Genomic DNA, 12649 nt, shown 5'->3' on the forward strand with positions numbered 1-12649 from the left:
TCCATACGGTCATGCATCGACGATTGCCCCCGCCCCTTCCTTGCGTACCGTGAACCCGACCTTCGGGGAGGGATCAGCAAGATACGGAAGCGCATACGAGAACAGGGTCGCCACGTCACGCGGATCGGCCCTGCCTCGCCTGTGCGACTTGAAGTGGCGACTCCCCTTGGGCGGATCGCTGGCGAACAGGAGGATCATCGCTCCGCGGGTGGGCGACCGGAGCGCGTCGGCCAACCGGCCGCCGACGAGCTTGCTCGGGTTGCCCGCGATGTGTTCGATCGCGTCGCGTTCGCGCACCGCGGTTCCGGTGAAACCCGTGCGATAGTCAGCCTCTTCGCGTTTGCGGTTGACGAGCGGAAGTTCCGTCGGGTAGTCGCCGATCGTCGCAGGCTTCTTCGTCTTGGGGATCGGCAGCAGGATCGCCATGTCCTCCAGCGCCCCGCGTTTCATCGCCGATTCGAAGGCCCGACGATGCGGTTCGAAGTCCCAGTTGGCATCCCACACGAACCGGGTGATCGTCTCCAGAACGACCTCGGCGTCGACAATCCCGTACCGCGCATGGAACATCCGTGACGTGGAATCCTTGTCGATGAACGAGAACTCGCCCGACTCGTCAAGGGCATCGAGCAGTGGCCGCACCGCCGCGAAATGGGTGGCGTTGTACGAGCCGTCGCCGCGGGGTGCCTGCATGGTGAAGCTGAAACTCTGGCCGCCGACGCTGCGATAGCTCAGTTCGGCGTTGTACATCTTGTTGGTCGCGGTCGGCCGCAGCCACGGCAACCGCTGGAACACCATCGGTGGTACATCGCGCGGGGTGATCATCGGCTCACCGGCCTCATTCACGCCTTTGAACCGACGGAGTTCGTCGCGGAACTCCTCCTCGTCGGCGACGACGGCCTCGAACGCCTCGTACATGTCCACGATCCGGCCGCCCGGTCCCGGCACCTCCCGGCCGATGAACAGCCGCACCAGATCTCGGTAGCCGGGGCGGAAGCCGAACCAGCGTCCCATCTGCATCAGCGTGTCGGCCTGCGCGGTTCGCCGGGTGTAGTAGGTCGTCGTGAGCCCCTCCACCGTGAACCCGCGGCTCAGCTTGGTTCCGCCGACCAAGATCTTCCACACGGGATGCTCCTGGAAGTCCAGCGGCTCCTGGATGTAGTCCTTGTCGGCCGCTCCGTTCACCACGATGACCGGGCTGACGCCCGAACCGATCCGGTCACACGCCGCGCCGATGAACACCTCGAGCTCACCGAATGACGCCGGACTTGCCGTCGACGGGTCGGCTCGCACCGCGGACACCCGACGGAAGTCGTCGTCCCACAGGTTCTCCAGCCGCGCCAATCCGTGCGGCTGGCTGTACCCGGCTCTCTTCCACACCATTTCGAAGTCGTCGGCCAGCGCCTTGTGCTCGGCCTGCTTCACCGACTCGTGGACCAGCATGGTGTGGTGGTGGAAATCCCCTGGTACACCTCGACTTTGCCGGTACAGTTTGATCGCGCCGGCCAGGACGAACGAGTCCAGCGCACGCCGCATCTCGGCGGTGCGATCCTCATCGCTCTGCGCACGTAGATCCCGGACGAACGCCTTCTCGTTGGAATTCGCGGGCGTTTTCTCGACCCCGTCGTCGAGTTGATCGGCGTCGTGGAAATCGGCTCCGCCCATGTACTTCTCGGGCCGGTCGAGACTCACGATGAAGTCGTTCGGGAAGATGTTCACCGAGTCGTCGGGATCGACGAAGACATTCGCGAACGGCGTTGCCGTGTATCCGATGTACTGGCTGCGTTTGAGGGTGTCGAGTAGACGCGAGATCTGCTCGTTGATGGCGGTCCGTTCGATCCGGCCGGCGGCGAAGTTCTTCGGATTCTGGGTGTTCACCGACGCCTGGTCGGCCTCGTCGTCGATGATGAGGGTCGGGATCTGTTCCAGAGGCGTCGGGATTCTCCCGACGTCGGCGACGAGTTTGCGCAGCACGGCAGCGTTCTTCTTGACCACCGCCACCCGGACGTTGCTCGAGTACAGGTTGACCGGATCGAAGAGCGGCCGTGAATGATCAGCGAATTCGTAGTGCAGGGTGCCGATCCCCTTGGCCAGAGCCTGGTAATCGTCGACGCGGCCGGTCAACCTGCGGATCGCCGGGGCTTCGTTGGAGTGGTTCGGGTCCAGCACATGATCGAGGAACCGACCGGCATGCCAGTCTTCGTCATTTTCGTACTCGGCGTCGTCGATGTTCTGCATGCCGATGAGTTCCATGTCGAGTCGGCGCTGAGTCTGACTGCGCAACAACTCGATCGTGCCGGTCAGCACGATGACCAGCCGGTAGCCGGCGTCGATCGCCTTTGCGATCACCCCGGTGAAATTCGCGGTCTTCCCGCTCTGGACGTGACCCACCACAAGTCCTTTGGACTGGTAGGGCTCGTCACGGGTCGGATCGGCGAGACGCTGGACGACGGCGGTGGTCGCGACGTCGAGACCGGTGATGACCTCGGGTTCCCAGCCCTTAACGGCGAGCACGCGTCGATAGGCCGACCAGTAGAAGTTCTGTGCCACACGACGTTCGGGCACATACCAGGGTTCCCATGGCTGCGGGGCGGCGATCACAGTGGGGCCGACCGCGATCGGGAACGCGGCGGTGAGCGCTTCGAAAGCGACTTCGGGAATGCCCAGGAGTGTGTAGATCAGCGTCCGACGCCCGTCGGTCTGCGGTGCGGTTGCCGCAGTCCACTCCGCGGCTCCTTCCGCGTCCCAGCGTGTGAGCGACGATCGGACGGCCGACCGCACCGCCGAAGCCCGGTCGTCGACGATGATGTCGATCAGGGCTTCCATCGTGACCGGACCTCCGCCGGCGTCCAGGACACGTCCGGCCACGGCACCGAGGAAGCGAGCCGGAGCGAGATCGGTCTTGAACTCGCGCACCAGAGCGTCGATCACCACGTCGATCACTCGTCACCCCCATCCTCTGCAGCCAGTGCAGCGATCAGCACCCGTTGCCAGGCGTCGATCTGCTCGACCTGCCTGGCACTGTGCCGCACCGCGTCGAACATGTCCTGTGCCAGCAGGAACACCAAGGTCCGCAATACCGGGAGGTCAGCGCCGTTCGAACGTCGGCGGCCGCCCAGCTTCCTGCGGAGACGCGCATTCAGCCACAGTGCACGGGATTCGAGATCGATTTCGAAGAAGCGATCCTGCGGCAGTACCCGCCATCCGATCTGGACGGGTTCTGCGGTCTCCACGAAGGTGAAGGTGTCCGCGAACTCGTCTGCCACCTCATCGGGCAGCCCGGTCCCCGGTTCGACCACGGTGATCGGACGACGCTGAACCCGCCGCGCGGCGACGGCGGTCGCCGCCGCGTCGTCGAGGTAGTTGCCCAATGCGTCGTGAAGCGCCGTGGCGAGTGTGGCGTCGAGCGTCACCCCGGCCTTCTCCGGATTGATCGTGATGTGTTCGGCCAGAAGGGGGTCGATGTCTATCGCAACCCGCGCCAGCGCCCACTCGGGTCGTGGACGCAACACGCCCAGCCATCCACCGGCCTGTAACAGTCGGCCATTGCGATACACGAAGAACCCCTGGGAATCCCGGCCGGGTCGCCCATCGAGTTTGTAGTCGGGCGAGGTACTGCGTGCGGGCCAGATGTGTGCGGTCACCACGTCGCTGCCGAGAACGGACACGGACTTCGGATAGCCCGTGCCGCCACTGGTGCGATAACCGAACGGGTCGACCGGCCGCACCGACCTTGGTACACCGGCCCGCCCGGCCAACTCGTCGGCGACATCGACGGTGATGGTGAGGCCGTCGGCGATCAGACGGTGGAACACCAGGCCTAGCCACGCCTGCAGATCGGCGACCGTGACCTCCAGCCAGGCACCCTGTTCCTCGGTGGCGACGCCGTTGGGAAAGGTCCGAATCCCGCGCCATTCGACGATGGTTCCCGACCGGAACGGGAACCGCGGTGCGGCCGTGTCGATCACCCTGGCCGCGTCGGCATCGTCGACGACATCGAGCCGGGGCGCATCGTGGCGAGCCTCGACGGTGAGCCGCCGGCCGACCGGATCACCCTGTACGGCATGCGAATACACCGTGACCTGGTCCGCCTGGCTGAGGGATGCGGCTTTCAGACCGACTCCGAAGTGGCCTTGTTCGTCCCCGCGGTAGGCACGCTGGGTGCCGTACCGCATGGCGGCGTCGATGGTGACCGGATCCATGCCGAGTCCGTCGTCGACGATCCGCAGTCCGCTGACCCGTTGTCCGGACTGCAGGAACCGCACCAGCACATGCTGCGCCCCGGCATCCACGCTGTTGTCGATCAGATCGGCCACTGCCGTGAGCAGGGTGTGGTGCAGCCCGAGCGCGCGGATGGTCGGGGTTTCCGCCGATTCTGCGGTCATCGAACGGCCACCGTCCACGCAGACTCCAGCAGAGTGGCGACCGCGTCGTCCCGTGCCTGGTAGCGACTGAGGATTCGGCGGGGTTTGGCGGAGGCCTCCATCCCGATCGCGCTCGCGAGCAACGGAACCGCCTCGTTGTCGGACACGGTGTCCGGCTGCGCGACACCGACGAGTGCCAGCGCACCCCGGACGGGGTCTTCGAGCGTCGCGACGCAGGGAACAACCCCGAATCCACCGGTGGCCGAGTAAGTGAGGAACACGTAGTCCGTGGGCGCGACCTGTTCCTCCACCAGAAACCGCCGGATGGTCCCGCACGTCGGGTTGATTCCGGTCCACCGGATCATCTGTGGACCGAGCGGACTTCGCAGCTCACGCGTCTCACCCCTGTTGCAGCCGAATGCCTGTGCCACGCCAACCGGAATCGTGAAGCCCGATCCGCGCAGGTGCTCGGTGGTGACCCGCATCCGGAAGCACCAGGTGTCGCCGATTCGGTAGAGGCGTCGCGTGGGACGGACGGAGTCCATGCCGGCGACTCCGTCGACAGCACCGGGTTCACCTGCGACGTCGAGGAGGGCGGGCCGCCTGGGCACGGACCCCACGCCGCCGGCAGCGATTTCCCGTCCGGCCAGACGCCACAGCCCGGAAGCGGTGGTCTCGAACCGTTCGTCGTCGGAGAGCCGGCGGGCGACGTACTGTTCGGAACGATCGGTGTCGACCAGGTCGACCAGTGTGCGGATGTCGACGGGTCCGCCGACCACCTCCAGGACTGCTGCGGCATGGTCGACGAGGCGTCGGGTGGACAGCAGCACATGGTCGTCGAGGACCGGGATCCCGCAGTACTCCAACCACTGTCGTGTCTCGTCGGGCGTCAGCTGCAGCGTTTCGGCGGCATCGTCGACAGGGACGACCCCGTTGCCGGATTCGAACTGCTCGAGCATGACGATCGTGCGCCCGGTGGCCGAACGGAGGTCCGGTGCGATCGCCCACGGCCCGGTGACCTCGAATCCGTCGTCGAGCCGATCGAGCGCCAGCCACAACGGCACGCCCAGTGACGGGACCTCGGTCCGGAGCACGGGCTGCATCTCGAGCAGCCTGATCAACGGGGTCACCGGCCGGATCTGCCCTCGCATGCTCGCCAACAGACCGCCGGCCGTGGTCTCGTACTCACAGGCCGAGGCCAGGTCCTGCCTGAGCTTCGCCACGATCCCCGAAGCACGACTCTTGCTCACGTGCAGCCGTACGCTCAGCTCGCCGATCGTGATCGGGTCGGTGGCCATCACGAAGGCGGTGAGGGCAAGGGTCTCGCGCTCGTCGAGTTGCTCGATCAGGTTCTCGAGTTCGTCGACCGGATTCGACTCAACCGTGCGCGCGAAGTCCCGCCCGGTGATCGCCGAGATACGCGCAGCGACCTCCTGCACCTGCTCGGGCGTCTCGTCCTCGATGTCGATGCGGATCAGGGGTGCGTCCTGCGCACCGCGGAGCCCACGCCATCGCGCCAGTACCCGCAGGTCGTCGACGAGTTGGGTGACGACGGGATCGACGGTGTTCTCGTCCTCGGGCAGACCGTCCTCGGGGTCGACCAGGATCGAGGCACCCAGGACGCCGGTGGCGACGTCCTGCACGGTCTCTGGACTCGTGCCCCTGAGGTCGAACAACGACCCGACGGTCGTCGACAACAAGCCCTCCACCCGGTCCCGGTCGGTGAGTCTCCGCACGACGGTCTCGGCTCGCGGACCCAGACGCAGTGCGACGAGGCTCGCCGACGGGTCGATCCCCGGCGCGAGTTCGCCGAAGGTCGCGGTTCGGTGCCGACGGACGGCCAGACGTGCCAGGCCGGCGACCAGTTCGTCGAGTGAGGTGTCCGCCGCGGTCTCGCGCGGGGAATCGGCGATCCACCAGTCAGGGACGTTCGGCACGAGGGCTTCGAGGTGCGCAGCGTCCGATGACTCGTAGGTGTCGAGCCACGGAAACAGGTCGACCCAGGTGGTTCCGCGCAACGCGGCCGCGCCGATCTCCGAAAACGCGAACATCACCTTCGAGCTCCAACATTCCGCCACCACACACTGCGGTGATGATCCCGTCGTCGGAGCATATCCAATGCCCGCGATCACGCACGACGAGCGGGTGTGGAGCTGTCCCGATTCCCACCATCCTCGCTGCGGTATCCGTCGCGAAAATGCGCGCCATATCCCAACTTTCGCTACGGATTCCGGGGTCACGGGTAACGTCGCGCCCATGCCCGTTGCCTCCGCCTCCGTCGTGATCAAGCAGTCGGTCGAGACCGTCTGGGAGTATTGCCTGGTCCCCGAGCACGTCGCGGCACTCACTCCGGGTGTCGTCGGCATCGTGCCGGTGTCGGACGGGCCCATCCGTGTCGGCACCACGTGGAAGGGCCAGATGAAAGCGCTGGGGCGCACGGTCGGCTGGGTCGGCGAGTTCATCCGCGTCGACCCCGCTGAGGCGACCGAGTTCGCCTCCACGGAGTCGCCCGTCGGGTTCACCATCTCCGCCACCTTCGATGACGCGCTGGACGGAGTCCGACTCACCTACCGTGTCCACAACGATGGTGTCGGCGGCGGAGCCATCGGCCGGGTCGCCGACGCGCTCGCCATCCGTGCTTTTCAGCGCTCGTTGTCGGCCAGCGCCCGAGAGCTGCCGCGCCTCGTCGACAACTGGGCGGCAAGACGCTGATCTCTGTCGCGAGACCATCCGGACGACACGATTCGGGTGTCGTCCGCTCGGACGGTTTTCGTGTCGCACGCCGGAGCGATCGGAGGTCGCATCAACGGTCACGTCGCCGGTCGTCGAACTGAGCCGTGGCCCCGCCGAGCACCGGATGCACTGCACCACAGCACAACCCGGATGGCCCCCGTTCGGGGGACGCCGCGAGCCCGGCGGCGGGTCCATCACACGCGGGACTCCGACCAGGTGAATCGTTCGCGGAACTGTTCGTGACCGCCGCCGCGAACGACTACCGTCAGAGACGTCGGCTGGGTCCGCGGTGGTGATCTGTTCAGCCATCGTCGTTCACAGCGATATGTGCTGCTTCGTATCGAAGGTCTCCCGAAGATGACCATGACCACTGCGCGACCCCGCCGCGTCCGGGTGCTCGCGGTCGCAGCTGCCGTGGGTCTGGCGCTCTGCTTCGGCGGGCAGGCACCCGCGACGGCCGAACCGAGCGACTCCGGCGGCGGCTCGCACAGCGTGGACGCCCCTGGTTCCGGAGGGGACTCGAGCAGCGGTGGCGAGTCGGGCAGTGGTGACTCGGGCGGCAGCGCCTCCGGCGGTAGCGGCGCGGAGGGCGGTGGAGACTCCACCGGCAGCGGTTCGGGCGGCACCAGATCCGGCGGCGACTCCAGCAGCGGCGACTCCGGCGGTGGCTCCGCCGACAGCACACCCGACCCCGGGTCGAGCACGGATTCCGATGCCGGCGATTCCCCAGCGGAACCCTCGAGCTCCCTCTCGGAGAACGACGTCGTCCCGGTGGACCCCACCCCACCATCCGAGACCGAGGGGTCCAGCGCGGGCGAGCCCAGCGCGCCACCTGCCGCCGAGGTGACCGAGCCCGACCCGGAACCCTCCTCCGACCCCGCCCCGAACACCGCAGTCGCGGACGTCGACGTCGACATCCACCGAAATCCGGTGCCGGACCAACCCGACGACGCCGATCGCGACGGCGCCGACGGCACTCCGCCGCCCGGAGCCGAACGCCGGCCCGGGGACTCTCCGCTTGCCGCACGATCGGCCGGGGCCACCGGATCACAGTTCGATCGTCGCGTGTCGCCATCCGGCGACCCGCCTCCGTGGGCCCCCATGCTCAAGACCTCCACCCCGCCGGTCGCCGTGGCCCCGCAGCCGTACAAGACCGGCGCCTTCGGGCTCCTGACGTTCCTGGGGATCCACATCCTCGGAGGAGGAAGCACCGGCGCAGTCAGCCCGGCACCGTGGACCCTCCTGTGGTGGATACGGCGTTTCGGCACCCCCGGCCCGGTCGCCACCGCCGAATCTCCCCTCACCCCCTACACAACCGGCCTGGTGACAACCGGTCCCGACCAGTTCCTCGGCTCGGCCGAGGGGTCGGGATCGAACAGTCCCGTCCCACAGTCCGCGCTCGTCGGCGGTCTCGTCTTCGGTTCCGCGCTCCTCACCAGAAAGCGCATGGCGGCCGCGGTGACGGTCACGTCGAACGACCCTGCGTCGACGATCCCGGTACCACGCCACACTCATGCAAAGACGGTGGCAGCACCCGCTCCCTCCGGCGTCCTGCACGGTTCCTTGCGGTTCACCGATCCGGACGGAAACCCGATCCCGACGACGCTGCACGGCGTGACACGGACGAGCGACCAGACCTTCCTCACCGCGAGCGGCAGCGTGCTCGCCTACGACGCGTCGACCGGCACGTACACCTACACGCCCGGCCTGCCGGCCCGCGTCGCAGCAGCCGCACCGGATGCCCCGGAATCCGCTCGCTTCGACTCCGTGGTGATCACGGCGGCCGACGGCCGGGGCGGTACGACACCGATCACCGTCGCCCTGCCGATCACGAGTCCGTACACCCTCGGGCAGGTGACGGTACCCGGCTGCCAGATCGACGACGTGGTCATCGGCCACGACGACGCCGCGTTCGTGACCACCCGACGCGGCGACGGTTGCACCCAGGTCTCCGTGGTCCGGCCGAAGACCATGACGGTGGCAACGGTCCCCATCGCGGGGTCGCCGGCGGAGCCGAACCGTGGCGTCGTCCTCGGCCCTGACGGCCGCGCCCATCAGCTCACAGAACTCGCGGAGATCGCCGACGAGACCCTCAGGACATCGGTGCGCGTCACTCGAGTGGATCCGTCCGGCGCCGCGTCGACCACCCGACCGATCCTCGGCCAACCCGCAGATCACCTACTGTTCGACGGCGCCGGCGTGGGCTACCTGCTGACCACGTGGTCCGACGACGACGGCCGGGCCTACACGTACCTGACCGCCCTGGACCACGACGGCACCGCCTTTACGTTCCCGCGTATCCCTGGCGCCGGCAGCCGCCTTGTCCTGTCCTCGTCGGGAAAGGTGTTCGTCTCGACGTCGGATGCCGATGAAACCAGTCTCTACGAGGCCGGCCTTGCTGGACTCTCGCCCGTCGGGCCGGTGTTCGACGGCGAGGGCGGCGACATCTGGGCGCGGCGCGGGGACACGCTGTACTTCGTGCGCCATCACGGCGATCACGTCGGCCGGCCGGTCGCCACCCTCGCGATCCGCGACCTCGGGGGTTCGATGACCACCGTCGGAGAGATCCCCGGGCTCGTGTCCTCCGTGGTGCCGACCGATGCCGCCGTGTATGTGGTCTCACGGTCTCCCGAATCGGTTCATGTCACCGCAGTCCGTTCCGAGGGCCAGATCTCGACGGTCGATCTCGCCGGCACCGACGACGGCGGCGCCGTTGCCGGACCCGGCGACCACCTCTTCCTCGCGCTGACGGACCCCTCAACCGGGATGAGCACCGTCGTCGGGATCTCACCGGACGGCGTCGCGCAGATGATCGCAACGGGAATCGGGCCGGCGTCCGTCCAGGCAGACGAGTCCGGCGCGGTCTTGCTGACGGCGACGACCACCACGCCGGCCGGCGAGGACACCACGACGGTCACCGTCATCCGCGGTGACGGCATCGTGGACGACGGGTACGTCGTCCACGGGACCCCGGTCTCGGTCCACTTCGACCGGACCGGCGCCGCGCATATCCCGATGCTCGCCACCGACCCGGTCAGCGGGGCCCCGCTCATCTCCCTCGCGGTGATACGCCCGGACGCCACGACCGTGGTGTCCCCTCCGGTCTTCGGGGAGCCGGCCGGCACCCCGGCGATCGCCCACGACGGCCGGACATATCTGCCGCTGACCCGCTTCTGTCCCCAAACCCGGCGACCGACAACGACTCTGGTCGTTTTCCACACCGACGGTTCGGTCGTCGAGGCCGGGGAGTTCCACGGCCATTCGACGCACGGCCCGGTCATCTCACCCGATGGCGACGTCATCCTTCTCACGCACGACGCCGGTACCACGACGATCCGTCCGATCAGGACGACCGCCCACAACAGTCACAGCGTCGAGAACCCGGCCCCCGCCTTGGTTGTCGAACTCAGACCTACCATCTCGGCCATCAACCCGAAAACGGGCGCCGTGTCGGGTTCGGTGGCCGAGACGACCGGCCAGACCTGCGCTCTCCGTTATCTGACCACCGACTCCCAGGTGATACTCGATTCCGGCAGCGGCACATTCGTTTTCACGCCTACCACGGCGCAGCGCCACTGGACCACAGGGTCGGCCTCACACGATTTCGCCGTTCTGGTCTCCGATGCGTCGGGGTCTTCCACAGTGATCTCGGTGCGCGTCCCGATCATGCCCGCGACCACCCTCGATCCACTCGATTAGACTGCGCGGCAACGACTTCGCCGCACCGAAACGGATGAGCACACATCCACAAGACGCACTCGAATCTGGAGGAGACCTCCCACGGCGTCCGTATGACCTATCACGTCGAGTCCGCCAACGGTTTCGGCGGTGTCTTCGGCAAGATGGCCGACCCGATCGTCATGCGCATCTATCAGCGCTCACTCACCGCGTCGATCGAGAGCGTCCCTGATCTCATCGAGGAGTGGCTGGCCCGGAAAGGTTGACCACAGACACGAAACGGCCCCGATCTCCGCCAGACGGAGATCGGGGCCGTTCGTCAAAGCGTCAGCCTCGGGGAAAAGTCACCAGCTGGACTTCTGCACGCCCGGGAGCTCGCCCGCGTGCGCCATCTCGCGCAGGCAGATTCGGCACAGGCCGAACTTGCGGAACACCGAGTGCGGACGGCCGCACTTGTTGCACCGGGTGTAGCCCCGCACGGCGAACTTGGGCTTCTTGTTGGCCTTGTTGACCAGAGCCTTCTTTGCCATGTCAGTTGTCCTTAACGTTGTTGTCCTTGAACGGGAAGCCCAGGGCACGAAGCAGTGCGCGGCCTTCCTCGTCCGTGCGGGCAGACGTCACGACGGTGATGTCCATACCCCGCGGGCGGTCGATGTTGTCGATGTTGATCTCGTGGAACATCGACTGCTCGTTCAGACCGAACGTGTAGTTGCCGTTGCCGTCGAACTGCTGGTCCGACAGACCGCGGAAGTCGCGGATACGCGGGAGGGCGATGGACACGAGGCGGTCCAGGAACTCCCACATGCGGTCGCCGCGCAGGGTCGCGCGGGCACCGATCGGCATGCCCTCACGCAGCTTGAACTGCGCGATGGACTTGCGAGCGCGGCGGATCTCCGGACGCTGACCGGTGATCTTGGCCAGGTCCTCGACAGCGCCGTTGATCAGCTTCGCGTCACGGGCGGCGTCGCCGACGCCCATGTTCACGACGACCTTCACGACGCCGGGGATCAGCATCACGTTGGAGTATTCGAACTCTTTGTTCAGCGCATCCTTGATCTCCTCGCGGTAGCGAGTCTTCAAGCGCGGCTGGATCTTCTCAGTAGTGGTCATCTCAGATGTCCTTCCCGCTCTTGCGCGAGATCCGGACCTTCTTGCCGGTCTCTTCGTCGACGCGGTAGCCGACGCGGGTCGGGTTGCCGTCGGAATCGACGACCATCACGTTCGAGACGTGGATCGAGGCTTCCTGGGTCACGATGCCGCCGGAGGAGGCACCGCGCTCGTTGGCCGATGCGGCGGTGTGCTTCTTGATTCGGTTGACGCCCTCGACGAGGACACGCTGGGTCTTCGGGAAGGCCTGGATGACCTTGCCCTTGGCTCCCTTGTCCTTGCCCGAGATGACGATCACGGTGTCACCCTTGTGCACCTTCATGTCAGATCACCTCCGGTGCCAGCGACACGATCTTCATGAACTTCTTCTCTCGCAGCTCGCGGCCGACCGGGCCGAAGATGCGGGTACCGCGGGGGTCGCTCTCACCCTTGAGGATGACGGCGGCATTCTCGTCGAAGCGGATGTAGCTGCCATCCGCACGCCGGCGCTCCTTGGTGGTGCGCACGATGACGGCCTTGACGACCTCACCCTTCTTGATGTTGCCGCCGGGGATGGCGTCCTTGACAGTGGCGACGATCACGTCACCAATGCCGGCGTAGCGCCGCGAGGAACCGCCGAGCACGCGGATGCACAAGATTTCCTTGGCACCGGTGTTGTCGGCGACCCGCAGGCGAGATTCCTGCTGAATCACTCGTTAGTCTCCTTGACCTGGCTTCTTATGTACGGCGGATTTCCGACCCGACGCACACGGTCCGCTGCCACCGAACAC

Annotated in this window: 10 protein-coding genes; 3 read left to right on the forward strand and 7 right to left on the reverse strand. The window is 66.7% G+C overall.

From position 1 onward, the window contains the following. Positions 1 to 9: 9 nt before the first annotated feature. From BPODLACK_RS06225 to BPODLACK_RS06235, 3 genes are read right to left on the reverse strand one after another with little or no spacing between them, the layout of a single operon-like run. Positions 10 to 2940 (reverse strand): Z1 domain-containing protein, encoded by a 2931-nt coding sequence (locus BPODLACK_RS06225; RefSeq protein WP_096274511.1) that lies wholly within the window; start codon positions 2938 to 2940, stop codon positions 10 to 12. Further along, positions 2937 to 4382: an ATP-binding protein gene (locus BPODLACK_RS06230; RefSeq protein ID WP_096275000.1), complete on the reverse strand. Its 1446-nt coding sequence runs from the start codon at positions 4380 to 4382 to the stop codon at positions 2937 to 2939. The genes BPODLACK_RS06225 and BPODLACK_RS06230 overlap by 4 nt, the downstream gene beginning before the upstream one ends. Continuing rightward, complete coding sequence (locus tag BPODLACK_RS06235; RefSeq protein ID WP_096275001.1) at positions 4379 to 6412, reverse strand: hypothetical protein; 2034 nt, start codon at positions 6410 to 6412, stop codon at positions 4379 to 4381. The genes BPODLACK_RS06230 and BPODLACK_RS06235 overlap by 4 nt, the downstream gene beginning before the upstream one ends. A gap of 205 nt (positions 6413 to 6617) precedes the next feature. On the opposite strand from BPODLACK_RS06235, the gene BPODLACK_RS06240 reads away from it, so the two are divergent. From BPODLACK_RS06240 to BPODLACK_RS06250, 3 genes are all read left to right on the forward strand, one after another. Then, on the forward strand, positions 6618 to 7073 hold the full coding sequence (locus tag BPODLACK_RS06240; RefSeq protein WP_159404913.1) for an SRPBCC family protein: 456 nt from the start codon (positions 6618 to 6620) through the stop codon (positions 7071 to 7073). A gap of 378 nt (positions 7074 to 7451) precedes the next feature. After that, a complete protein-coding gene (locus BPODLACK_RS06245) occupies positions 7452 to 10793 on the forward strand; it encodes a hypothetical protein (protein ID WP_159404914.1) in 3342 nt (1113 codons plus the stop codon). A 92-nt stretch (positions 10794 to 10885) separates the two neighbouring features. Further along, positions 10886 to 11038 (forward strand): hypothetical protein, encoded by a 153-nt coding sequence (locus tag BPODLACK_RS06250; RefSeq protein WP_236577613.1) that lies wholly within the window; start codon positions 10886 to 10888, stop codon positions 11036 to 11038. A gap of 78 nt (positions 11039 to 11116) precedes the next feature. Here the strand turns inward: BPODLACK_RS06250 and BPODLACK_RS06255 are convergent, their stop codons facing one another. From BPODLACK_RS06255 to rplN, 4 genes are read right to left on the reverse strand one after another with little or no spacing between them, the layout of a single operon-like run. Further along, positions 11117 to 11302, reverse strand: a complete 186-nt coding sequence (locus BPODLACK_RS06255) for a type Z 30S ribosomal protein S14 (protein WP_005197641.1) — start codon at positions 11300 to 11302, stop codon at positions 11117 to 11119. Position 11303: 1 nt separating this feature from the next. After that, positions 11304 to 11882 carry a 50S ribosomal protein L5 gene (gene rplE, locus BPODLACK_RS06260; RefSeq protein WP_096274515.1) on the reverse strand — a complete coding sequence of 193 codons (579 nt, stop codon included), beginning with the start codon at positions 11880 to 11882 and terminating at the stop codon, positions 11304 to 11306. Between the two features lies 1 nt (position 11883). Beyond that, positions 11884 to 12201 carry a 50S ribosomal protein L24 gene (rplX, locus tag BPODLACK_RS06265; protein WP_005197643.1) on the reverse strand — a complete coding sequence of 106 codons (318 nt, stop codon included), beginning with the start codon at positions 12199 to 12201 and terminating at the stop codon, positions 11884 to 11886. A 1-nt stretch (position 12202) separates the two neighbouring features. Beyond that, positions 12203 to 12571, reverse strand: coding sequence for a 50S ribosomal protein L14 (gene rplN / locus BPODLACK_RS06270; protein WP_006434640.1), 369 nt, complete (start codon positions 12569 to 12571; stop codon positions 12203 to 12205). Positions 12572 to 12649: the final 78 nt, after the last annotated feature.

The sequence above is a fragment of the Gordonia sp. YY1 genome (assembly GCF_009872315.1).
Taxonomy (GTDB): domain Bacteria; phylum Actinomycetota; class Actinomycetes; order Mycobacteriales; family Mycobacteriaceae; genus Gordonia; species Gordonia amicalis.

Bases quoted from the DNA above. Each gene is read 5' to 3' on its own strand.
- BPODLACK_RS06230 (WP_096275000.1), bottom strand. From the start codon at position 4,382: ATGACCGCAGAATCGGCGGAAACCCCGACCATCCGCGCGCTCGGGCTG.
- BPODLACK_RS06245 (WP_159404914.1), top strand. From the start codon at position 7,452: ATGACCATGACCACTGCGCGACCCCGCCGCGTCCGGGTGCTCGCGGTC.
- rplX (WP_005197643.1), bottom strand. From the start codon at position 12,201: ATGAAGGTGCACAAGGGTGACACCGTGATCGTCATCTCGGGCAAGGAC.
- rplE (WP_096274515.1), bottom strand. From the start codon at position 11,882: ATGACCACTACTGAGAAGATCCAGCCGCGCTTGAAGACTCGCTACCGC.
- BPODLACK_RS06240 (WP_159404913.1), top strand. From the start codon at position 6,618: ATGCCCGTTGCCTCCGCCTCCGTCGTGATCAAGCAGTCGGTCGAGACC.
- BPODLACK_RS06235 (WP_096275001.1), bottom strand. From the start codon at position 6,412: ATGTTCGCGTTTTCGGAGATCGGCGCGGCCGCGTTGCGCGGAACCACC.
- BPODLACK_RS06255 (WP_005197641.1), bottom strand. From the start codon at position 11,302: ATGGCAAAGAAGGCTCTGGTCAACAAGGCCAACAAGAAGCCCAAGTTC.
- BPODLACK_RS06250 (WP_236577613.1), top strand. From the start codon at position 10,886: ATGACCTATCACGTCGAGTCCGCCAACGGTTTCGGCGGTGTCTTCGGC.